The following is a 20,840-nucleotide window of genomic DNA, read 5'->3' on the forward strand; positions in this document are numbered from 1 at the left end:
TACTGATTTGCAAGGACGGAACATGCATTACGATCTGATCATCCGCGGCGGAAGCTGCGTTTTTCCATGGGGCGAGGCCGAAGCGGATATCGGTGTGCGGAATGGAAAAGTGGCGTCGCTGTCTGTCGGATCGGCGGACGAGGCGAGCCGGGTGATCGATGCACGCGGCCTGCATGTCCTGCCCGGACTGATCGATGCGCATGTTCATCTGCGCGATCCGGGCAAGCCCGAGGTCGAGACGCTTGAGACTGGGACGCGGGCTGCGGCGCTGGGCGGTATCGCTACGGTTTTCGACATGCCAAACACCTCCCCAAGTGTGACGGACGTGACGATGATCGACTGGAAGCGCGATCATATCCGCAAGACGGCACACGTCGATGTCGGTATCTATGTCGGCGCGACCCGTGAAAATACGCCGGATCTGGCAACGCTGGAACAGCAGCCGGGCGTGTGCGCGGTGAAGGTTTTTGCCGGATCGTCTACGGGCAATCTGATGATCGAGGACGATGCGGGGCTGGAAGCGGTCATGCGCTCGGGACACCGTCGCGTGGCCTATCATTCCGAGGACGAATATCGTCTTCAGGCCCGTAAACCGATGTTCCATGAAGGCCAGCCTTACGAAACGCACAGCGTCTGGCGGGATGTGGAATGTGCGTTTCTTGGTACGCGCCGCATCATGGCTCTGGCGCGCAAGACCAACCGTCCGGCGCATATCCTGCATGTCTCGACAGCCGAAGAGCTGGACTATCTGGCGGATTACCGTGATATTTCCACGGTCGAGGTTCTGGTGAACCATCTCACACAGGTGGCGCCGGAATGTTACGAAAAGCTCGGTGGCCTTGCCGTCATGAACCCGCCGCTGCGGGACAGGTCGCACTGGGAAGCAAGCTGGAAGGCCGTTCGGGATGGTCGGGTGGACGTGGTTTCGTCCGACCATGCTCCGCATCCGCTTGAGGCCAAAAAGCTACCCTGGCCGAAATGTCCGGCGGGTCTGACGGGGACGCAGACGATCGTGCCGGTCATGCTCGATCATGTGAATGCGGGGCGCCTGTCGCTGTCGCGTCTGGTGGATCTGATGGCGGCAGGGCCAGCACGGGTTTACGGTTTGCAGACCAAGGGGCGGATGGCCGTTGGATTCGATGCCGATTTCACGCTCGTGGACATGAAGGCTGAGCGCGAAATTACCAATGACTGGATCGTCACGCCTGCGGGTTGGACGCCGTTCGATGGCACGCGTGTCACGGGCTGGCCGATGGCCACAATCGTGCGTGGAACGGTCGTGATGCAGGACAATGAGGTTTCGGGTGCGCAAACCGGTGAGCCTGCCAAATTTGCGCCTTGATCTGGGCGTAGGGCGCGCAACGCTTCGAACAGGAAAGGGAGCTGTATGAGACGTTGCGTTGCCGCCAGCCGTAAGGCGGTGCTGTTTGGTGTGGTTTTTTCTGGGATCGCCGCTGTCGGGTCGGCCAGTGCGGCCGAAGCGGCCTGGACCGCTTCAAAATGTGGTGCCGAGCCTCAGGCACCTGCGGTCAAGGCTGCGACGGTCGCCCAGTATAATGAGAGCGTGGATCGCGTGACGGCCTATGAAAAGGCGGCCCGCGTTTACAATGCGTGTGTTGCGGCTCAGGCCAACCGGGAAGAGACGGCGATCAGTCAGGAAGCAAGCGCGCGGATTTCCCACGTCCATGCGGGTAGCGCGGCTGTGCAGTCTCATATCGCGGCGTCCTTTCAGGCGCTGTCCAGCAATCTGGCCGCTGCGAGCCGTAAACTGGGCCATCACTGACGCTTTGCAGGGCGCGTCGTGATTTTTACTGCCCCATGCGTCCCTGATTCTGAGTCGGAGTCAGGGATGTGGGGCCGGCATAGGTCTGACGGGCGACATTGGGCATGAGATCGGGACGTGCCCAGCAGGTTGTGCCCTCGAAGCCTGTGGTGCAGTAGGGCTGCGGCGGCGGTGGCCCCGCCGGCCGGGCGCAGAAACTTTCGTCATCGTACAGATAGGCCGTGTTGCAGTCCTTCCCCGTGACGGCGGAAGCGATGCGATCTGGCGCACAGCCTCCAAGCGCGCAGAACGCTAAGGGAAGCAGCAGAAGCAAGGCAGGCTTTTTCATAGCCGTCAGAATGCTTCCGGTGCGGTTAAGGAAGTCTGAATGTCGGCCGGATTTTCTGCCGTGATACCGTTTTTCACAGTCCATGGACTGTTTCAGCTAACCTTAAGATGTGTGAAGCGTTTGCCGCAACGGTGCGGCGCCTGTATGGTCGCGCAAACAGTTTGAAGACCGATCCAGCAGGGGACCAGGTGGCAGACGATTTCATCACGCAGGTGAACGAAGAAATGCAGGCGCAGCGGTTGCGAGCCATGGCACGGCGCATAGGCGCTGTGGTGGGCGTCGTGGCCCTGTTTGGAGCCATCGGTGGTGGTGTGTGGGGCTGGAACAGTCATGCGCGCCATGCAGCACAGCAGGCGGCATCGGCACGGTACTTTACCGCCATGACGGCGCTGTCCGATCCCAAGCATGACGCCGCGGCCACCCAGAAGGCTACCGCGACCTTCCAGGATCTGGCGGAGCATGGTCCGGTGGGCGTGCGCTCCTATGCCGCGCTGCGTCTGGCCGATCTGCAGAGCCAGGCTCACCAGACAGACGCGGCATTGAAGACGTGGCAGGGCGTGGCGGATGATAACGCTGCCGATCCCGCCCTGCGGGATATGGCGCGCTACATGAGCCTGAACTCGCGGACTGCAACGGCTGATCCGAAGACGCTCCGTCCGGGCTATGAAGCCCTTGCGCAGGGCGGTGGTGCCTGGGCTCCTCTGGCTCAGGAAGGTCTTGTTGCGCTTGACCTGCGCCCCGGCGCGACGGCGGACCAGCAGAAGGAAGCCCGGCGCCTCCTGACGCAGATCGTTGGCAGTGAAAACGCGACCGAAGGGGTTCGTGCGCGTGCGCAGGCCCTGCTCGAGACATTTGGAGACGCTGGTTGATGCGCCGTCCTGTTCTTTCCCGCTCTTCTCTCTCCGTGAACCGCTTTATGGGGCGTCGTGGTCTTCTGCGGGCGGCCTGCTCGGGCACTGCCCTGGCTGTTCTGGGCGGGTGCAGTCTGTTTGAAGACGATACGAAGCCGCCTCTGGCCGGACATCGCGTGGACGTACTGTCCACGGGCGCCGGGCTGACGGTCGATCATGAAGATCATACACCGATCAACCTTGGCCCGGTTCAGCCTGTGCGGGAATGGCTGCAGGAAGGGGGGCGGCCGTCCCATGTTGCCGTGAATGCGGCATGGAATGGTCCGGATCTGGCATGGAGCCATTCGGTCGGTGCGCCGACAGACCCATCGAGTTTTCTGGCAACGATCGCGATCATGCCGACTAACCGGGGCGCGATCCAGTCACCTCCGGTCATCGGCAACGGTCATATCTACACGACGGATGCGCAGGGCGTGGTGAAGGCCTGGACCTGGCCGGAACGCCGTCATGTCTGGACGCGTCAGCCTGCCACGGCCAGAAGCCGTTCGACCAATATTGGTGGCGGCCTCGCCCTTGATGGGGACACACTCTACATCGTGGATGGTGTGGCTCAGGCTCTTGCTGTTGAAGCTCTGACGGGCAAGGTGAAATGGCGCGTCAGCACCGAAACTCCGGGCCGTTCCGCACCGACGATCGCGGAAGGCCTCATGGTCTTCGGAACGATTGATGAGCGTCTGATCGCGCTGAATGCCAATACCGGTCATCAGGTCTGGACGTATCAGGCGACCGCATCCGACACTGTGATTTTCGGGCAGTCCGCCCCAGCTTTCGTGGATGGCGTCATCCTCGCGGGCTTTGGCAGTGGTGATCTGGTTGCGCTGCGTGCGGCGTCGGGCGAGATGGTCTGGAGTGACAGTCTCGGCGGCTCCAACGGTATGGGCGCCATGCTCGATTTCTCCTGTATCCGGGGGGCACCGGTCATCAAGGACGGAACGGCCTATGCCGTGTCCATGTCGCGCGTGCTGGTGGCGATCGACATGCGTTCGGGCCGCCGTCTGTGGGAACGTGAGGTCAGTGGACAGAGTCCTATAGCGATCTGTGGCGACTGGATGTATGTCCTGTCCACGGATCAGCAGATTGCCTGTCTGGATCGTCTGTCCGGGCATGTGCGCTGGATCACGCAGTTGCGTCGCTTTGTCCGCGTTGATGTGGAAAAGAATGCGATTTCCTGGGTGGGTCCGCTTCTCGTGAACGGCAAGCTGATCTGCTTCTCCACCTTTCCGAAAGAAGGCATGGCTGTCCTGAATGCCGTGACCGGAAAACTTGAACTGACCCGTAAGACTCCCGCCCCGTGTCAGGTTCAGCCGATCGTCTGTGACGGTCATGTACTGACCCTGTCCCAGGACGCCGTTCTGCGGGCCTATGGCTGAACGAATGACCTCTGAGAACCTGCCCGTTGTTGTTATTGCCGGGCGCCCGAATGTCGGGAAATCCACTCTGTTCAACCGGCTTGTCGGCCGTCGTCAGGCGATCGTGTCCGACATGCCGGGCGTTACGCGCGACCGCAAGGAGGGCGAGGCCCTTCTGCGAGGCCGTCGTGTCCGGCTGATTGATACGGCCGGACTGGAGGAAGCCGCACCAGATACGCTGTATGGGCGGATGCGGGCTTCGTCCGAGTCTGCTGTTGCGATGGCGGATCTGGTGCTGTTCTGCATTGATGCGCGCTCGGGCATTACGCCGGCGGATGCGCATTTTGCGAGTTGGTTGCGACGTCAAAACCGTCCGGTTCTGCTGATCGCCAATAAGGCGGAAGGGCAGGCGGGGACAAATGCGGCTCTTGAAGCCTATTCGCTGGGATTGGGAACGCCGCTGGCACTGTCTGCGGAGCATGGCGAAGGCATTGCCGATCTCATGGGTGAGATTGCCGAGCGTCTACCGCCGGCGGAAAAATCCCGTCGTCGTGAGGCTCCGAGGGCCGAAGGCGAGGAGGGTGAAGACGAGCGTCCGGCTGGTCCGCTGCGTCTGGCGATTATTGGTCGTCCGAATGCAGGAAAGTCCACGCTGCTGAACTGTCTGCTGGGCGAAGAGCGGATGATTACAGGTCCAGAGGCTGGCCTGACGCGCGATTCCATTGCCGTGACCCTGCATGACGAGCATGGCGAGATCCGGCTGGTCGACACGGCGGGAATGCGCAAGCGTGCCCGTGTCGAGCAGCATCTTGAGAGAATGTCCGTCTCGGCTTCCATCGAAGCTCTGAAAATGGCGGAAGTGGTCGTGCTGGTGATTGATGCGACGCTTGGCGTGCATGAGCAGGATCTCCAGATTGGCCGTCTGATCGAGCGTGAGGGCCGGGCCTGCGTTATCGCTCTGAATAAATGGGATGCGGTCGAGGACCGGAATGCGACCAAGAAGGCGATTCTGGACCGGTTGGAAATCTCGCTGGCCCAGGTGCGTGGCATTCCGGTTGTGACGTTCTCCGCGCTGACGGGAGCGGGCGTGCATCGTCTCCTTCCGGCCGTTCGGGAGGTTTATGAGATATGGAATTCGCGTGTCTCCACGGGTGAATTGAACCGCTGGTTTGAGGATGCGCTTGAGCGTCATCAGCCGCCGCTCGTGGACGGTCGCCGTCTTAAGCTGCGGTACATGACGCAGGTGAAGGCGCGCCCACCAACATTCCTACTGTTCGGCACGCGGGCGGAGCAGCTTCCGGATTCCTACAAACGCTATCTGGTGAACGGACTGCGTGAAACGTTCCACATGCCGGGAGTCCCGGTGCGTCTGCAGTTGCGCGGAACGAAAAATCCTTACGCGGAAAAGTGATTTTCTGTTCGTTTGGATATAGACCACACCCCTGATCGGTCATTAATACAGGACCGGCTGTTTCCGATTTCGGAACGTTCGGTCCTGTCCCCTTGAATAAGGGTGTGTTTCGGGGGAGGTAACTACGGGTATGGTTGGGATTGCTTCGTCTTCCAGTGAGGGGCTGTCTACGCAACAGTCCCGTAGCACGGCACGGGCGACAACCCTTGGTATTCTGGCCGCGCTGGCTGGGCTGATGTTCGGCCTTGATACCGGAGTCGTTGCCGGTGCGCTGCCGTTCATTGCAACCGATTTCCATGCCGGCGATGCCCTCCAAGGCTGGATTGTCTCGTCGATGATGGCCGGGGCGGCAGTCGGGTCACTGTTTGCCGGACGCATCTCGGTTCGGTTCGGCCGCACGGGCGCCATGTTGGGGGCGGCGATCCTGTTCCTGCTTGGAACACTGCTCTGCGCCCTTGCGCCCGGGGCAGCAGTCATGATCGTCGGACGCCTTTTCCTTGGGCTTGCAGTTGGTGTGGCTGCCTTTGCCGCCCCGCTCTACATTTCCGAAATTACGGTCGAATCCGTCCGCGGTGCCATGATTTCGTTCTATCAGCTCATGGTTTCCCTCGGGATTTTTCTCGCATTCGTTTCCGACAGCTTACTGGCTTCGGGCGGCCACTGGCGTTGGATGCTCGGCGTCATGGCATTGCCGGCCAGTTGCTTTCTTGGAATTGTCCTGATCCTGCCGCACAGCCCTCGCTGGCTGATGATGCGCGGGGAAAAAGAGCGTGCGCGGCGCGTCCTGCAGAGCCTGCGCTCGGATGAGGAAGTGGCCGAAGCGGAACTGGTCGACATCCAGTCACGCCTGCAGAAAAGCAGCGATGCGGGTCTGGGGCTTTTCAGGAGTAATCCCAATTTCCGCCGCACCGTCTTCCTGGGCATGCTGCTCCAGATCATGCAGCAGCTCTCGGGGATCAACGCGCTTTTGTATTACGCCCCGCGCGTCTTTCAGGCGGCTCATTTCGGGACGAACGCGTCCATCTGGGCTACCACTCTTGTGGGCCTGACGAACATGGCGCTGACCGGAGTGGCGATTGCGTGCGTCGACCGCTGGGGACGGCGTCCTTTGCTGATCCTCAGTTGCGGTATTGCTGCATTTTCGTTGGTAGGGGTCGGGACATTGCTGGCCATCGGCGCGCAGAGCTTCGGGTTACAGCTTCTGCTGTGCGGATTCGTTCTTCTGTTCGTCGCGGGTTTTGCCATTGGCGAGGGCCCCCTGGTCTGGACGCTGTGCTCGGAAGTTCAGCCGACGCGTGGTCGGGATTTCGGGATCGGTTGCTCCACAGTGACCAACTGGGCCGCGAACTGGGCCATTTCCAACATGTTCCCGCTGGGCATGGCGATGATGGGAGCGTCCTCTACGTTCCTGCTGTTTGCCGTCTTCAATGGTCTTTTTATTCTTGTGACCGTATTGTTCGTTCCCGAAACGAAGGGCGTCTCGCTCGAGAGACTGGAAGCCAATCTTTTTGCAGGCAGGCGCCTGCGTGATTTGGGGCGGTAAAAGAATGACGGCGACGACGGAAGACGGTCCTCAAGAAGAGTACGATGCTAAACGCCATGCCGGGCTGTATGGAGCCCAGCGCTTCAAGGCAATGTCGGCCGTGCTTCTGGCGCTCCTTCTGTCGGTTCTGGACTATGCGATCGCGAATGTGGCTCTGCCGCTGATTGCTGAGGATCTGCATGCGTCGTCTTCGCGGGCCATCTGGGTCGTTAATGCTTATCAGCTCGCCAATCTGTCCTGCCTTCTGCCGCTGGCGTCGCTGGGCGCGCGTGTCGGGTTCGCGCGACTGAGTCAGTTTGGGATCTTCCTGTTCCTTATTGCGTCCGTTGCCTGTGCCCTGTCACAAAATCTGTTGGAGCTGACGCTCGCGCGGGCGCTTCAGGGTATGGGCGGCGCCTGCATCATGAGCGTGAACTTTGCTCTCATCCGTTTTATTTACCCGCATAAGGAGTTGGGGCGCGGGATTGCGCTGAACGGGTTGTTCGTGGGAATCGGCGTGGCGCTTGGTCCGTCCCTAGGATCGCTGATCCTGTCTGTTGCGAGCTGGCCTTGGATTTTCTGGATCAATCTTCCTCTGGCTCTGGTGGCTCTGGCGTTGGCTCATTCCGCGCTTCCCCAGACCCCGCGGAGCGATATCCCCACTGATATGGTCGGCTCGCTTTTGACTATGGCTTCGTTTGCGCTGACCGGTGTTGGTCTGGACGGGTTGATGCATGCCGATTTCCTGTCGGGCGGCGTCGTGACGTTCGCGGGAGGGCTCTGCTGGGCGATGCTGCTGCATTACCAGCGCGAGAGGCTGGAGCCGATTGTGCCGGTTGATCTGCTGGCGCGCAGGCCATTCCTGCTGGCCTGTCTGGTTGGGTTTCTGGGGTTTGTGGCCTCCAATCTTTATATCGTGGCGATGCCGTTCACGCTGGCGACCGTTTTCCACCGTGGACCCGGGACAATCGGGCTTTTGATTGCGCCTTGGGCTGTCGGAGTGGCGACGATGTCCTTTGCGGTCAGTCGTCTGGCGGATCGTTTTCCGGCGTCGGTACTTTCCTCGATTGGTCTGCTTATTACGGCGAGTGGGTTCTGTCTGTTGTGGTTTCTGCCGACAGATGCTGGCAACTGGGCCATCGCCTGGCGGACGCTGTTTGCCGGATGCGGGTTTGGACTGTTCCAGCCCCCCAATAACCGTGCGATCATGGTGAGCGCGCCTCCGGGCCGTGAGGGTGGAGCGAGCGGCATGCTCTCAGTTGCGCGGCTGGGCGGTCAGACAACGGGGGCATTGCTCGTGGCCGGACTGTTTACGGTCTTTCCTCATCCGGCTTTCATCTGTCTGGGGACCGCGATGATGGTGGCGTTTACGGGAGCCACACTCAGCCTGGGGCGGAAATATCTCGCAGCCTGAAAAGTGTGGTGGCGCGCTGATCCGCGCTCTCCAGCTCCTGCGTGACCGGAACTGTTTGTCGGGTCAGCACTTCGAGTGGCATTGACGGCGCGTAGTGACGACCCGGATCACAGAGCCAGACTTCGCAGGTTTTCGAACACTCCAGCAGCCAGGGCACGATCCGCGCGGCCATGGCCTCGTTGTAACAGACATCTCCGATGAGCAGCAGGTCGCAGTCGGCGATTGTTCCGATCAGGTCTCCGGGGGCGGGAGTGATGGTCACGTTGTTGAGGCGTGCATTCAGAGCTGTGGCTTCCAGGGCCATGGGGTCGATATCGTTGGCCTGAACTTCGGACGCACCCGCCAGGGCAGCGGCAATGGCGGCAAGGCCGCATCCGCAGGCTACATCAAGAACGCGGCGCTCCCGGACATATCCAGGGTTGTCGAGAATAAAGCGTGCGATGAGCTGGCTGCCGGGCCATGCGAAGGCCCAAAAAGGCGGCTCAATGCCGATCTGTTCGAGATAGACTTCGCTGGCCTGCCAGATGGGTGTGATTTCGGTCGCCAGGTGAAGGGAAATCTCCGGTACGATCATGGCCTGTGCGATGGCAGTGTTGTCGCGGATGAAACCGGTGGGATTGCTCAGGGCTATGCTCATCCGAAAAATCTTGCGGCAACGAATCCGGCAGCGAGCACAAATCCGATGGGCACGTTGCGACGAAATTCGATGAGGCAAGCAGGGGCATCGTAAGGGTTCAGTACGCGGACCTGCTGGAGCAGCATTGCGGTCGCAACGGCGAGGAAGGGCCAGAAGGTCCAGTGTAGATGCGCGTGAATGGCGACGAGTGCCAGCGCCAGAAGCATGAGGCTGTAGCAGCTGGCGATGAACGGGCGGGCACTTTTTTCCATCAGGCGGGAGGTGGAGCGGACGCCGATGCGGGCGTCATCATCCATATCCTGAAAACCATAGATTGTGTCGAATCCGAGTTGCCAGAAAATGACGGCACCGTAGAGCAGCAGGCCGTTACCATCGAGCGTTCCCGCTGCGGCTGCGTATCCCATGGGAGCGCCGAATCCGAAGGTAAAACCCATGACCAGCTGCGGCCACCAGGTGACGCGCTTGGCTGCCGGATACAGGGCGACGAGCAGGAGCGCGAGCGGGGCAAGGGCCCAGCAAACGGGCGGCAGGCAGACGAGCACGCCTAGCCCGATCAGCAAAAGGGCGACCAGCAGGAGCAGACCCTGTTTCAGGGATAGTGCCCCGCTGGCTAGGGGGCGACCTGCGGTGCGGGCGACCTTGGCGTCGATGTCGCGGTCCCAGATGTCATTCACGACGCATCCGGCCGAGCGCATGACGAGCGAGCCGAATGCGAACAGCGCCGTGTCGATCAGGCGCGTCTGAAGCGATGCGTGAGGCGCAAGGAACAAACCCCATACGCCGGGCAGGAACAGGAGCCATGTTCCGACCGGACGGTCGAGACGGGCGAGTAGGGCGTAGGAGCGCCATGGCTCGGGCAGGCGCGCAATGCGGCCGGTCAGCTGAATATCGGTATGGGCGCGGGTCTGGCTCATGGGAGATGTGATGCTGTGCGGACATGCTTCCGTCAATGGGCGAGGCGCGCTATCGGAAAAGGATGAGCCGATCTGACCCCCGTCTTTACGTCCCTGTGTCTGCAACAGCCTTCGCGGAAGGCCAGACTGTTCCGCTTCCACCGGGACAGGCCCATTATCTGGGCAACGTCATGCGGCAGGGCATAGGCAGTGCTGTCCGTGTGTTCAATGAGCGTGACGGCGAGTGGGTGGCAGAAATTGCGGCCCTGAAAAAAGACAAGGGAACTGTCCTGCTGCATCGCTGCGAGCGGACTCCGGCTTCGACGCGAGGTGTGGAACTGCTGTTCGCGCCGCTCAAGCGGGATGCGACGGAACTTGTCATCCGGATGGGAACCGAATTGGGCGTGACGCGCTTTCGGCCAGTTGTGACGGAGCGGACCAATACGCACCGCCTCAATCTGGAGCGACTGTCGGTGATTGCAATCGAAGCAGCCGAGCAGTGCGAGCGGCTTGATGTTCCAGAGATTCTGCCGCCTGAGTCGCTGCGGGCGGTGCTGGCGGACTGGCCGGACGATCGTCCGCTTTTTGCTGCTCTGGAACGTCGTCCGGGTGAGGATGCGACTGTGCAAGCGGTAGCTCTGCTGATCGGGCCGGAGGGCGGCTTCTCCGAGGCGGAAGTGGAGCTTCTGCGGCGGCATCCTGCCGTTCATGCACTCAGTCTCGGGCCGCTGGTACTGCGGGCGGAAACGGCCGTGTGCGCGGGGCTGGCCCGTCTTGCAGAGGGAGCCGAGGGCGCTGCCTGAGGGTGACAGAACCGTCGGACCTGCTACAGTTCAATCATTATCGAACAACGAATTCAGACCGAGGCCAAACGTCATGTCCAATCCCGGCACGTCCAATACTGCGTCGATCGAAAGCCGGGCGCAGCTCGTCGAGGCGATCTCACGGGGTTGCAAACCGCAATCTGAATGGAAGATCGGGACCGAGCACGAAAAATTCGGCTTCATTCTTCCGCACGATGCTGACGGACGCGCTCCTCTGTCGCCGCCGCCTTACGCGCCGCGTGGAATCGGGGCATTGCTGGAAAAGCTTCAGGGGCCGGATTGGTCGCCGATCATGGACGGCGAAAACCTGATCGGATTGAAAGGGCAGAACGTACAGGCTGGGCGGGCGATTTCTCTTGAACCGGCCGGGCAATTCGAGCTTTCGGGCGCACCGGTTGTGTCGCTTCAGGAAACGGAAGCAGAGATTCAGGAGCATTACGATCAGGTCCGTGGTCCGGCTGCGGAACTGGGTCTTGGCTTCCTGCCGTTCGGCTTTCAGCCGCTCTGGTCGCGCGATGAGATGCCGTGGATGCCCAAGAGCCGCTATGCGATCATGCGCAATTACATGCCGAAGGTCGGCACGCTTGGCCTCGACATGATGACGCGGACCTGCACGGTTCAGGTCAATCTCGATTTCAGCGACGAAGCCGATATGGCGCGCAAGATGCGGGTATCACTGGCACTTCAGCCCATAGCGACGGCGCTGTTTGCGAATTCACCCTTCATTGAGGGTAAGGCCAATGGTCTGCTGTCCAACCGTGCGCGGATCTGGACCGATACGGACAACCAGCGTTCGGGACAGCCTTCGGTGTTCTTCGAGGACGGGTTCGGTTTTGAACAATATGTGGACTGGGCGCTCGATGTGCCGATGTATTTCGTCTCGCGTGAGGGGAAGAACATCGACGTGGCAGGCTGCTCGTTCCGTCGCTGGCTCGCTGGAGACATTCAGGAGCCCTTGAAGGGTCTGACGCCGACGGTTGGAGACTTTGAAGACCATCTGACGACGGTTTTCCCGGATGTGCGTCTCAAGCAGTTCCTTGAAATGCGTGGCGCGGATGCCGGGAAGTTGGAAATGATGGTGGCGCAGTCGGCTCTGTGGGTTGGCCTGCTGTACGATCCAGCAACGCTCGAAGCCGCAGAAAAACTGGTGCGAGAGCAGCCCTGGAGCGCTTATCAGCAGCTTCGGGCCGAAGTGCCGAGTTTGGGGCTGGATGCCGCATTCCCGGGCGGGCTGAAACTGCTGGCCAAGCGTGTGCTCCAGCTTGCCGAGCAGGGACTGCGGGCCCGTGTGCGTAACGAAGCCGGCTATCTCGATCCGTTGCATCTGATTGCTGATGGTGGTCCGAATCAGGCCCAGTACTGGCTGGATCTGTATAATGGTGCCTGGGGGCAGAGCGTGAAGCCGCTCTTCACCGAAGCCGCTATCTGATTTTATAAGACGGGACCTGCTGCCTACGTGACGAAACTTTCCGAGCTGACCGAACGCGAAATCCTTGCGCTGGCTATCGCCAGCGAGGAAGAGGATGGTCATATTTACGCGGATTTCGGCCAGATGCTGGCGGAAAATTATCCCGACAGCGCCGCCATTTTCCAGGATATGGCGGAAGAGGAAAATCATCATCGCCGGGCGTTGATCGACCTGTTTGTCCGGCGTTTTGGCAATCATATTCCGCTGGTCCGGCGGCAGGATGTGCAGGGCTTTCCGTTCCGTAAATCTGCCTGGCAGATGCAGAATCGTGGGATCGAGGCCATCCGGGCGCAGGCTGCCGATATGGAGCGGCAGGCGGCACGATTTTACCGTCAGGCCGCCGGGCAGACCCATGATGCCGAAATCCGCAAGCTGCTGGGCGATCTGGCGACCGAGGAAGACCGGCACCAGCGCGAAGCGCGGCGGCTTGAAGACGCGCATCTGAGTGACAATTCCCGTGACCGCGAAGACGAACATAGCCGCCGCGATTTCGTACTGCGGATCGTCCAGCCGGGTTTGGTCGGACTTATGGATGGCTCCGTCTCGACGCTGGCGCCCGTTTTTGCGGCGGCGTTTGCAACACATAGTCCGCATGCAGCTTTTCTGGTCGGGCTTGCTGCGTCGCTGGGAGCCGGGATTTCCATGGGACTGGCGGAAGGGCTCGCCGACGACGGTAAGCTGTCCGGACGTGGCGCTCCCCTTTTGCGTGGGCTGATTTGTGGTGCCATGACGTTTGGCGGTGGTATCGGGCATACGTTACCGTTTCTGGTGCCGGATTTCCGTCTGGCCTTTGGCGTGGCGCTCATTGCGGTGGCGATCGAGCTTCTGCTGATTTCCTGGGTGCGCTGGCGGTATCAGGACACGCCGTTCGGATCGGCCATGGTGCAGGTCTTCCTTGGTGGGGCTCTTGTTTTTGCAACCGGCGTGCTGATTGGCAGTTCCTGAGACATGATGAACCGTTCTTTTTTCCGCGCTGCCGCTCTGGTGGCGCTGTTGCCCGTTACCCTGCCATCCATGGCATTTGCGCAGGCGACCCCCGCTCAGCTTCGTCCTGCGGATCAGGGCTGGATTTCACGGATTGAGGACACGCTGGGGAAGATCACGACCCTTCAGGCGCGTTTCAGGCAGACGGCGGCAGATGGTAGCACGAAGGTCGGAACAGCGACGCTCGACCGGCCGGGTCGCATGCGTTTCGATTACGACAAGCCGAGTCCGCTGCTGCTGGTCGCCAATGATGGGCGCGTTGTGTTTCAGGATCGTAGCGTTGATCAGGTGACGACTATTCCGCTGGACCGCACGCCGCTCGGGCTTTTGCTGCGTCCCGAACTCAAGCTGTCGGGCGATGTGACGGTGACGGGATTTGAGCACAGCAACGGGCAGATTCGGGTGCAGGTGGTGCGGACGCAGAGTGCGGGGGAAGGCACCCTGACGCTCCTCCTGTCCGATGCGCCGCTTGGTCTTCTGGGGTGGACGGTCGTGGATGCGCAGGGGCGTACGACCAGGATCGCCCTGTCCGATGTGCATCTGGGCGGGACTGTGTCTCAGTCCCTGTTCGTACTTCCCAAGGCTGATTGAGGCTTCAGTCCTTCAGTTCGCGTGAAAGCTCCAGCGCGCGTGCATAGACCGTGCGTTTGGGCAGCTTTACGATCCCAGCCACGAGAGCAGCGGCATCCTTGACCGAATGGGTTGTCAGGGCCTCGCGCAGATGCGTGTCCAGATCGGCGGCACCGCTGTCATCTTCGGCAGAGGGGCCGATCAGGAGCGTAATTTCACCGCGTGGTGCTGTGACGCGGAAATGTTCGAGAACTTCGGTAAGCGTGCCGCGGACCATTTCTTCAAATCGTTTGGTGAGTTCGCGTCCGACCGCTGCTTCGCGCTCGGGGCCGAAAACGTCGATCAGATCTTCGAGGCTCTCGACCAGTCGGTGCGGCGCTTCATACCAGATCAATGTGGAATGCAGACCTGCCTGTTCTGCGGCGCGCAGGGCGGAAAATCCGGTCTTGCGGGCTTCGCTGCGGGGAGCCGGAAAGCCCAGAAACATGAAGGGCAGGGGCGGCAGGCCCGAGAGCGTCAGGGCCGTGATAACGGCGTTCGGGCCGGGGATGGCCGTGACGTGTATTCCGGCCGCGATGGCGGCGCGGACCAGCCGGTAGCCGGGATCGGACACCAGAGGTGTGCCGGCGTCAGAGACGACGGCATAGCGGGCACCTTCTTGCAGTTTTTCGATCAGGAACGGAGTGCGGTCCTGTTCGTTATGATCGTGCAGTGTGCGGGTTGGTGTGGCAATGTTGCGCGAAAGCAGAAGCTTTGCCGTGACGCGTGTGTCCTCGCAGAGGATTGCGTCCACGGTGTTCAGTGTTTCGATCGCGCGTTCGCTAATATCGGCCAGGTTGCCGATTGGCGTTGCAACCAATATCAGACATCCACCTCCGGCCTGGCTCTGCGCTGGCAGGGGGGCGGCCGGTAACGTTTCAGCCGCATCGCTCAAGGGAGTTTCAGCGGAACATGACTTTTCGGACATCTGCATCCTCGGTGACAAACTCAGGGACGTATTGTCGCCCCTTGAGCCGTCTGCGCAAGGGTGTAAGCACCGGCCTTGCTGCGGGAACCTTCCTGACCCTTGCCGCCTGCTCAGGTGGCGGATCGTCTTCTGTGCCGGGTGTCGGCGGCGTTCCGGGTGTTTCTGAAGGTCCGGGCGCGCATGATGTCGGACTGATTCTGCCGTTGACGGGGCGCAATGCCGCTTATGGTTTGCGGATGCGCGATGCGGCGAGACTGGCCCTTTCAGCCAAGGGGTCGCCTGCGCTGGACGTACATGACACCAATGCTCCGGGCGGGACAGAGCAGGCTGTGCGTGATGCTCTGGCGCGTGGTGATGCCATTCTTTTGGGGCCTCTGACTGCTACCGAAACTGCAGCTGCAGCACCACTTGCGATCAATGCGGGCAAGCCGGAGCTTGCCTTCACCAGTGACTCCAGGCAGGCCCGTCCGGGCGTCTGGGTCATGGGACTGACGCCGGAGCAGCAGGTTCGTCGGATGGTCGACGCCGCGCGGGCGACGGGGCGGAAAACTTTTGCGGCTTTCCTGCCGGACAATGCTTTTGGACATGCTATGGGGGACGGGCTGGCCCGGGCATGCCGCGATGCGGGGCTGAAGGATCCGCAGATCGTGTTCCACACGATGGACTCGCAGAATATCGATGATGGTTTGAAGACGCTCTCCGCTATTGAGACGCGCCAGCCCGCCGCTCCGGCGCTTGCGCCGACAGATGTCCCGGCTGGTCCTTCTGCGATCGATCCGACGGGAGAGACGACGGCCAACCCGACAGGGTCGACAGAAACGGGTGCTACGTCAGCGACAACCCCGGCTCCTCAGGGTGTACTACCGGTACCGCCGCCGCCATTCGATGCGCTGGTGCTGGCTGATACAGGGCTGGAACTGGGACGTGTCATTACGGCGCTTCAGGCAGATCATATCGATTCGTCGCAGGTCCAGATTATGGGGCCGGCGCTGTGGAAAGCGTTTGATGGCAAGCTCGGTGCCCTGCACGGGGCCTGGTATGCAGCTTCGGATGCGCATGACCGCATGGGTTATGTCGCGCAGTATCGGGCTCTGTACAAGCAGTCCCCTTCACCCGTTACGGATTTCGCCTATGACGCGGCGGCTCTGGCCGGAAGCCTGATCCGTCAGGGGGGCGTGACGACGCAGGCTCTGACGCGGCCGGACGGTTATATGGGTGTAGACGGGCTATTCCGCCTGCGGCCGGACGGGCATGTCACGCGGGCACTGGCGATTTATCAGATCCAGCGTGGCGGTGGTGCCCGCATTGTTGTGCCGGCTTCGCGGGATGTGGCGATCCGCCCGAGCTGATACGATCTTTTTTCAAAAGAAAAGCGCGTCCATTTTTTGAAGGGCGCGCTTTTTTTATGTCTGGTCGAGGAAGCCCGGGCGCAGGATCAGGCGGCGTAGGTCTCGGCGAGCGGCAGGACTGGGCGGATGACATGCAAGGCGAGCTCGAAGCTGGCATAGCTTCCGAGTTCGTGGTCACGGATCTGGTCGATCAGGACCCAACGCATTCCCTGCGGCCGCAGCATATAGGCCGGATCGGGGTTTTCGCGGACCCATACCAGAACATGATCGACGGGGGCCGTGCCATCCACATTGACGGCATCATGGGCGGCCGGGGTAATTTCCGCATCGAAGACACCCATGCGCTGTCCGGCTTCCAGCCAGCGCAGCAGGTACTCGCGATGACGGGGGAGAAGGCCCTGACGCAGAGGTACAATGTTGCTCGCGTTGCGGCCATGAGAGAGGTCGTGAAGGTGAGCGACCTGCGCCATCAGGAAGTCCTCATCATAAAGCCGGGCAAGGACCCGGGTCGTGGTGATGAGTTCAGGCTAAGATCCGAAAGGCACGTTTCACAATCTTTAATAACCTCTGGAGACTGTTTTGCGACATAAACCATCCCTACTGTGACAAATCTGCCATGCTCTCAGTGCATAGCTTGACACTATGTTGTCATATTCCGGTACAGGGATTTGTTCCAGCGGCGGTGTAGCCAGAGCCAGGAACCCGGAATGTCGCGGATCCATTCCTCGAGAAGGTCATTGAACAGCTGCGTCAGGACGAGAATGTCTCTGGCACGATCGTCCGTTTTCGTCGGCATGAAGGGCGCATCCACGACCAGAACGAGTCTGGCCGGGCCATCACGACGGACATGTCCGGTCACGATCAGGGCGTCGTGCCTCAGAGCGAACACGGCTGCGGCAGAGGCCGTCATGGCGGGATGACCGAAGAGTCTGGCCTCGATTCCGTCATTCATTTTCTGATCGCCCAGAACGCCCAGATTTCCGCCTTTGGACAGATATTTCAGGGCTGCGCGTGCGCCTTTCGAGCCTTTGGGGAACATGGGCACATCCTGTCCCATCGCGTCTTGCCGAAGCCTGTGGATCAGGCGGTCAACGCCGGGATTGCTGGCCGCGCGGTAGAAGGACGCAAACGGCATGCCATAGCGCGCCACCACGGGCGGCATGAGTTCCCAGTTGCCGATATGGCCCGAAAAAAAGATGACGGGCCGGCCCGAGGCTTTGGCTGTTGCAAGATGTTCTGCGCCTTCGACGCTCCATCCTGCGCCGAAGGGCGTGTTCTGTTTCAGGCGGCTGAGATGGGGGAACTCGCCTATTGTGCGGCCCAAATTTTCCCAGCAGTCGCGGACGATGCGGCGGCGCGCGGAAGCGTCATAGTCTGGCAGGGCGAGTTGAAGGTTCCGGTCTGCGACTTTCGAGACGGGCAGCAGCGGTCCGACCGTACGCGCTACAAATCCACCCAGACTGGAAGAGGCTGCGGGCGGGAGGGTGCGGATCGCGGCCAAAAGAGCACGGACCAGAAGGGTTTCCGCGCGGTACAGGAAAGCCGTCACGTGTTGGAAAACAGCAGATTGAGGAGGCGTTCGGGGGATTTAGGATCGGCCCAGAGCAGCTCTACGCCAATGACCTTCACCTGCGTACGGAATGGGAATGGGAGTTTCACGGCGTCCTTGGCGGTAGTGACCAGCGTGGTTTCCGATTCCCGACTGAGGGCTTCGAGGCGCTGGATGTCACGAGGCGTATAAAAATGGTGGTCGGGAAAAGGGAGCGAACGGATGGGAGCCACGCCTGCGTCCCGGAGCATGTCGAAGAATTTTTCCGGGCGGCCAATGCCTGCAAACGCTACAATACGTCGTCCCAGAAGGGTCCGGATTTCGGGGCCTGGCACCAGTCTGGCCTGCGCGGTCAGGAGATGGGGCGGAAACGTCGGGAGCAGGTTATGCCGGTCATCCCCCATGATGACGACCGCCTTGGCACGAGCAAGGGCATCGGGCACCGGCTCGCGCAGGGGGCCGGCGGGCAGGACGCACCCATTACCGAAGCCAGTGACGCCATCCACGACAAGAACTGAGACATCCTGATGCAGTGTCGGGTTCTGGAAACCATCATCCATGATGAGGCAGTCCGCACCTTGGGAAATGGCGAGGCGGGCAGTTTCAGAACGGTCGGCCCCGATCCAGGTCGGCGCGCTTTGTGCAAGGAGAAGCGGTTCGTCGCCCACGTCGCGGGGCGTGCTGCGGTTTGGATTGACGTCGATCGGGCCACGCTCGCGGCCGCCATGCCCGCGGCTCAGGATATGGGGGTGATGGCCCAGGTCCCTGAGGCGCTGGACGAGATCAAGGGTGAGAGGGGTTTTACCGGTGCCGCCTGTGGTGATGTTGCCGCAGCACAGGACTGGAACGGAAGCATGGAAGGTCGGTTGTCTGAGGCGGCGGCGGGTAAGGGTTGTGGCGATAAAGGAGAACGGCCGCAGGAGACGGGCGGCGGTGCTGCGGGTGGGACGCAGCCAGAAACGGGGTGGACGACGCGTCATCGTTCAACCGTTTTCAGGATGCGGTCTCGCAGGACGCTCACCACGGAGCGCTGCAATCCCGTTGTCCTGACGGGCGGGAGAGGGGATTCGAGCCATCGTGTCAGACACTCCACATCGGTCACGACATAGATTGTATCAGAAACAGTGGCCATTGCCTCCCGCCAGTTCTCCATTTTCGGCCCAGTCGCCGTAGGAATGCCCAGACGCAGCGGCTCGAACGGGTTGTGGCCGCCACCCTTTCCGACAAGGGAATTGCCCAGAAAACAGCGGTCCGCCAGACGGTAGAACAGACCTAGTTCGCCCAGCGTATCGGCCAGCCAGGTCTGTGTCTGGGGTGTTGGGTCCTGTCCTGCCGTCCGGCGGGGCAGGTCAAAGCGTGCTGCCAGTTCTGCGCCACGGGCTGGGTGTCGTGGGACGATGATGGTCAGCAGATCGGGCTGGAGCTTTCGGGCTTTTTCCGCGGCCTGAAGGACAAGCTCTTCTTCGCCGGGGTGGGTGGATGCGGCGACGAAGACGGGGCGGACGCCGATCAAGGTTTTTAGCCGAGCGTATTCCGTCTCGTCATAGACAAGAGGCGGAGCGTCCTGTTTGAGGTCGCCGTCTTCATAGATCGGGAGAGCCCCCAATGCCCGGAAGCGCGCAGCGTCTTCGGGGCCACGGGCTGCCACCCAGGACAGACGTTTCATCATGTGGCGTGCCGGCTCTCCCAGACGGGTCCACAGACGGGCCGAACGATCCGACAGGCGCCCGTTGACGAGCATGACCGGGATGTCGCGGTGCGAACAGGCTGTAATGATGCCTGGCCAGAGTTCGCTTTCCACGAATATGGCGCCTTCCGGCTGCCAGAGGTTCAGGAAGCGCCTGAGCCAGCGTGGTACGTCGTGGGGGATGAAGCGGTGTATGATCCGCTGCTCGTAGAGTGGATGCCGAGCCACGATCTCGCTGCCGGTGACGGTTGCGGTCGTAAAAAGGATGCGCATGTCGGGCCGGGCCTTGAGCAGGGCATCGGCGAGCGGCAGGGCGCAGAGGGTCTCGCCGACGCTGGCGGCATGGATCCACAGAAGCTGCCCCGGGGGGCGGTGGCCCCGGCGTGGTCCCGTGCGCTCCAGTCCCATGCGCTCGCGAAGGCGGCCGGGTAGCTCGCGTCCGCGATGCAGGCGGATGCGCAGCATGACCGTCAGGGCCGGGGCCATGAGGGTTCCGGCCACACGCCATAGATGGTCCGCCAGATTGGACTGCTGGTGTCGCACCACGCTCTCGGCGTTCAGCGAGACGTCGTTCAGGGCGTTCTGGAGGATCGTGGCATCGGGCTGGAACAGGGGCTCGCCCATGATGAGGGCGCCGCGTCCGAACGGAAGGGGGAAAACCAGTCTGTCCCATGAGGGCAGGCGCAGACTTGTACAGGCCATGCCGAGGGGCACTACCGGGCATTGAGCCAGGCGGGACAGGACGATGGCACCGGGCTGGACCTGTTCAGCCGGTCCGCGGGGACCGTCCGGGGTGATCCCGACAATCGAGCCGCTCTGAATTTCTTTCAGTGCTGTACGGAGGGCCGCGGCCCCGCCCTTGTCTTTGCCCTTTTTGCTGGAGGAGCCATGGATGCCGATGATGCCCCATGGCCGGACAATATTTGCGATCAGCACACCGTCTGGATTGCGGGAGACCAGAAAGCGGAGGGCCAGACGCGGCTCCTGCGGGCGCGCCCAGAACCACAGGGCCGGGCTGAGTGCCAGGGAGCGGTGCCAGAAGGCGACCACACTTCCCTGACCGGGCGTCAGCAGCGTTTCGACCGCACGGGGAGAGCCGCTGATCTGCCAGCGTGTGGAACGCAGACAGACCCCCAACCACAGGCGAAGAAGGCGTGAAGACAGGGTCATTCCGTGTCGCGTAGCACGCGGCGT

Annotated in this window: 20 protein-coding genes; 12 read left to right on the forward strand and 8 right to left on the reverse strand. The window is 61.4% G+C overall.

The window, feature by feature from the left end; genetic code table 11:
• Window positions 1–22: 22 nt before the first annotated feature.
• Window positions 23–1,342 (forward strand): dihydroorotase, encoded by a 1,320-nt coding sequence (locus tag IGS75_RS11200; protein ID WP_202256866.1) that lies wholly within the window; start codon window positions 23–25, stop codon window positions 1,340–1,342.
• A 45-nt stretch (window positions 1,343–1,387) separates the two neighbouring features.
• A complete protein-coding gene (locus IGS75_RS11205; protein ID WP_202256867.1) occupies window positions 1,388–1,783 on the forward strand; it encodes a hypothetical protein in 396 nt (131 codons plus the stop codon).
• 25 nt (window positions 1,784–1,808) lie between these two features.
• Here the strand turns inward: IGS75_RS11205 and IGS75_RS11210 are convergent, their stop codons facing one another.
• Window positions 1,809–2,111, reverse strand: a complete 303-nt coding sequence (locus IGS75_RS11210; RefSeq protein WP_202256868.1) for a hypothetical protein — start codon at window positions 2,109–2,111, stop codon at window positions 1,809–1,811.
• A gap of 188 nt (window positions 2,112–2,299) precedes the next feature.
• Here IGS75_RS11210 and IGS75_RS11215 point away from each other — a divergent pair, with 188 nt between their 5' ends.
• From IGS75_RS11215 to IGS75_RS11235, 5 genes are all read left to right on the forward strand, one after another.
• Entirely contained in the window at window positions 2,300–2,980 is a 681-nt protein-coding gene (locus tag IGS75_RS11215) for a tetratricopeptide repeat protein (protein ID WP_237468772.1), read from the forward strand.
• Window positions 2,980–4,392: a PQQ-binding-like beta-propeller repeat protein gene (locus tag IGS75_RS11220; protein WP_141351895.1), complete on the forward strand. Its 1,413-nt coding sequence runs from the start codon at window positions 2,980–2,982 to the stop codon at window positions 4,390–4,392. The genes IGS75_RS11215 and IGS75_RS11220 overlap by 1 nt, the downstream gene beginning before the upstream one ends.
• Before the next feature lie 4 nt (window positions 4,393–4,396).
• Window positions 4,397–5,782: a ribosome biogenesis GTPase Der gene (gene der / locus IGS75_RS11225; protein WP_141351892.1), complete on the forward strand. Its 1,386-nt coding sequence runs from the start codon at window positions 4,397–4,399 to the stop codon at window positions 5,780–5,782.
• 130 nt (window positions 5,783–5,912) lie between these two features.
• Window positions 5,913–7,325 (forward strand): sugar porter family MFS transporter, encoded by a 1,413-nt coding sequence (locus IGS75_RS11230; protein WP_141351890.1) that lies wholly within the window; start codon window positions 5,913–5,915, stop codon window positions 7,323–7,325.
• 4 nt (window positions 7,326–7,329) lie between these two features.
• Entirely contained in the window at window positions 7,330–8,718 is a 1,389-nt protein-coding gene (locus IGS75_RS11235; protein WP_202256870.1) for an MFS transporter, read from the forward strand.
• Here IGS75_RS11235 and IGS75_RS11240 read toward each other — a convergent pair.
• Window positions 8,687–9,355, reverse strand: coding sequence for a class I SAM-dependent methyltransferase (locus IGS75_RS11240; RefSeq protein ID WP_202256871.1), 669 nt, complete (start codon window positions 9,353–9,355; stop codon window positions 8,687–8,689). The two genes, IGS75_RS11235 and IGS75_RS11240, sit on opposite strands and share 32 nt — an antisense overlap.
• A complete protein-coding gene (ubiA, locus tag IGS75_RS11245; RefSeq protein WP_202256872.1) occupies window positions 9,352–10,269 on the reverse strand; it encodes a 4-hydroxybenzoate octaprenyltransferase in 918 nt (305 codons plus the stop codon). Before ubiA ends, IGS75_RS11240 begins: the two co-directional genes overlap by 4 nt.
• 35 nt (window positions 10,270–10,304) lie before the next feature.
• On the opposite strand from ubiA, the gene IGS75_RS11250 reads away from it, so the two are divergent.
• The 4 genes from IGS75_RS11250 to IGS75_RS11265 all read left to right on the forward strand — a co-directional run bounded on the left by IGS75_RS11250 (window position 10,305) and on the right by IGS75_RS11265 (window position 14,115).
• Window positions 10,305–11,051 carry a 16S rRNA (uracil(1498)-N(3))-methyltransferase gene (locus IGS75_RS11250; protein ID WP_202258537.1) on the forward strand — a complete coding sequence of 249 codons (747 nt, stop codon included), beginning with the start codon at window positions 10,305–10,307 and terminating at the stop codon, window positions 11,049–11,051.
• A 73-nt stretch (window positions 11,052–11,124) separates the two neighbouring features.
• Entirely contained in the window at window positions 11,125–12,501 is a 1,377-nt protein-coding gene (locus IGS75_RS11255; RefSeq protein ID WP_202256873.1) for a glutamate--cysteine ligase, read from the forward strand.
• A gap of 27 nt (window positions 12,502–12,528) precedes the next feature.
• Entirely contained in the window at window positions 12,529–13,485 is a 957-nt protein-coding gene (mbfA, locus tag IGS75_RS11260) for an iron exporter MbfA (RefSeq protein ID WP_202256874.1), read from the forward strand.
• A gap of 3 nt (window positions 13,486–13,488) precedes the next feature.
• Entirely contained in the window at window positions 13,489–14,115 is a 627-nt protein-coding gene (locus IGS75_RS11265; protein ID WP_141351876.1) for a LolA family protein, read from the forward strand.
• A 4-nt stretch (window positions 14,116–14,119) separates the two neighbouring features.
• Here the strand turns inward: IGS75_RS11265 and rsmI are convergent, their stop codons facing one another.
• Window positions 14,120–14,953 carry a 16S rRNA (cytidine(1402)-2'-O)-methyltransferase gene (gene rsmI / locus IGS75_RS11270; protein ID WP_141351940.1) on the reverse strand — a complete coding sequence of 278 codons (834 nt, stop codon included), beginning with the start codon at window positions 14,951–14,953 and terminating at the stop codon, window positions 14,120–14,122.
• Window positions 14,954–15,102: 149 nt separating this feature from the next.
• On the opposite strand from rsmI, the gene IGS75_RS11275 reads away from it, so the two are divergent.
• Window positions 15,103–16,410, forward strand: coding sequence for a penicillin-binding protein activator (locus tag IGS75_RS11275; protein WP_202256875.1), 1,308 nt, complete (start codon window positions 15,103–15,105; stop codon window positions 16,408–16,410).
• Window positions 16,411–16,496: 86 nt separating this feature from the next.
• Here the strand turns inward: IGS75_RS11275 and IGS75_RS11280 are convergent, their stop codons facing one another.
• The 4 genes from IGS75_RS11280 to IGS75_RS11295 form a co-directional block, all read right to left on the reverse strand.
• Window positions 16,497–16,880: a hypothetical protein gene (locus tag IGS75_RS11280; RefSeq protein WP_141351872.1), complete on the reverse strand. Its 384-nt coding sequence runs from the start codon at window positions 16,878–16,880 to the stop codon at window positions 16,497–16,499.
• A 170-nt stretch (window positions 16,881–17,050) separates the two neighbouring features.
• Window positions 17,051–17,959 carry a lysophospholipid acyltransferase family protein gene (locus IGS75_RS11285; protein ID WP_202256876.1) on the reverse strand — a complete coding sequence of 303 codons (909 nt, stop codon included), beginning with the start codon at window positions 17,957–17,959 and terminating at the stop codon, window positions 17,051–17,053.
• Complete coding sequence (gene lpxK, locus IGS75_RS11290) at window positions 17,956–18,939, reverse strand: tetraacyldisaccharide 4'-kinase (RefSeq protein WP_202256877.1); 984 nt, start codon at window positions 18,937–18,939, stop codon at window positions 17,956–17,958. Before lpxK ends, IGS75_RS11285 begins: the two co-directional genes overlap by 4 nt.
• A complete protein-coding gene (locus IGS75_RS11295) occupies window positions 18,936–20,816 on the reverse strand; it encodes a glycosyltransferase N-terminal domain-containing protein (protein WP_202256878.1) in 1,881 nt (626 codons plus the stop codon). The genes lpxK and IGS75_RS11295 overlap by 4 nt, the downstream gene beginning before the upstream one ends.
• Window positions 20,817–20,840 lie beyond the last annotated feature (24 nt).

This window comes from Gluconobacter sphaericus, assembly GCF_016757795.1.
GTDB lineage: Bacteria > Pseudomonadota > Alphaproteobacteria > Acetobacterales > Acetobacteraceae > Gluconobacter > Gluconobacter sphaericus.

Excerpts from the sequence above, each read along its gene's own strand:
- IGS75_RS11200 (WP_202256866.1), top strand. The coding sequence starts at position 23 with ATGCATTACGATCTGATCATCCGCGGCGGAAGCTGCGTTTTTCCATGG.
- IGS75_RS11205 (WP_202256867.1), top strand. The coding sequence starts at position 1,388 with ATGAGACGTTGCGTTGCCGCCAGCCGTAAGGCGGTGCTGTTTGGTGTG.
- IGS75_RS11210 (WP_202256868.1), bottom strand. The coding sequence starts at position 2,111 with ATGAAAAAGCCTGCCTTGCTTCTGCTGCTTCCCTTAGCGTTCTGCGCG.
- IGS75_RS11220 (WP_141351895.1), top strand. The coding sequence starts at position 2,980 with ATGCGCCGTCCTGTTCTTTCCCGCTCTTCTCTCTCCGTGAACCGCTTT.
- der (WP_141351892.1), top strand. The coding sequence starts at position 4,397 with ATGACCTCTGAGAACCTGCCCGTTGTTGTTATTGCCGGGCGCCCGAAT.
- IGS75_RS11230 (WP_141351890.1), top strand. The coding sequence starts at position 5,913 with ATGGTTGGGATTGCTTCGTCTTCCAGTGAGGGGCTGTCTACGCAACAG.
- IGS75_RS11235 (WP_202256870.1), top strand. The coding sequence starts at position 7,330 with ATGACGGCGACGACGGAAGACGGTCCTCAAGAAGAGTACGATGCTAAA.
- IGS75_RS11240 (WP_202256871.1), bottom strand. The coding sequence starts at position 9,355 with ATGAGCATAGCCCTGAGCAATCCCACCGGTTTCATCCGCGACAACACT.
- ubiA (WP_202256872.1), bottom strand. The coding sequence starts at position 10,269 with ATGAGCCAGACCCGCGCCCATACCGATATTCAGCTGACCGGCCGCATT.
- IGS75_RS11250 (WP_202258537.1), top strand. The coding sequence starts at position 10,305 with ATGGGCGAGGCGCGCTATCGGAAAAGGATGAGCCGATCTGACCCCCGT.
- IGS75_RS11255 (WP_202256873.1), top strand. The coding sequence starts at position 11,125 with ATGTCCAATCCCGGCACGTCCAATACTGCGTCGATCGAAAGCCGGGCG.
- IGS75_RS11265 (WP_141351876.1), top strand. The coding sequence starts at position 13,489 with ATGATGAACCGTTCTTTTTTCCGCGCTGCCGCTCTGGTGGCGCTGTTG.
- IGS75_RS11280 (WP_141351872.1), bottom strand. The coding sequence starts at position 16,880 with ATGGCGCAGGTCGCTCACCTTCACGACCTCTCTCATGGCCGCAACGCG.
- lpxK (WP_202256877.1), bottom strand. The coding sequence starts at position 18,939 with ATGACGCGTCGTCCACCCCGTTTCTGGCTGCGTCCCACCCGCAGCACC.
- IGS75_RS11295 (WP_202256878.1), bottom strand. The coding sequence starts at position 20,816 with ATGACCCTGTCTTCACGCCTTCTTCGCCTGTGGTTGGGGGTCTGTCTG.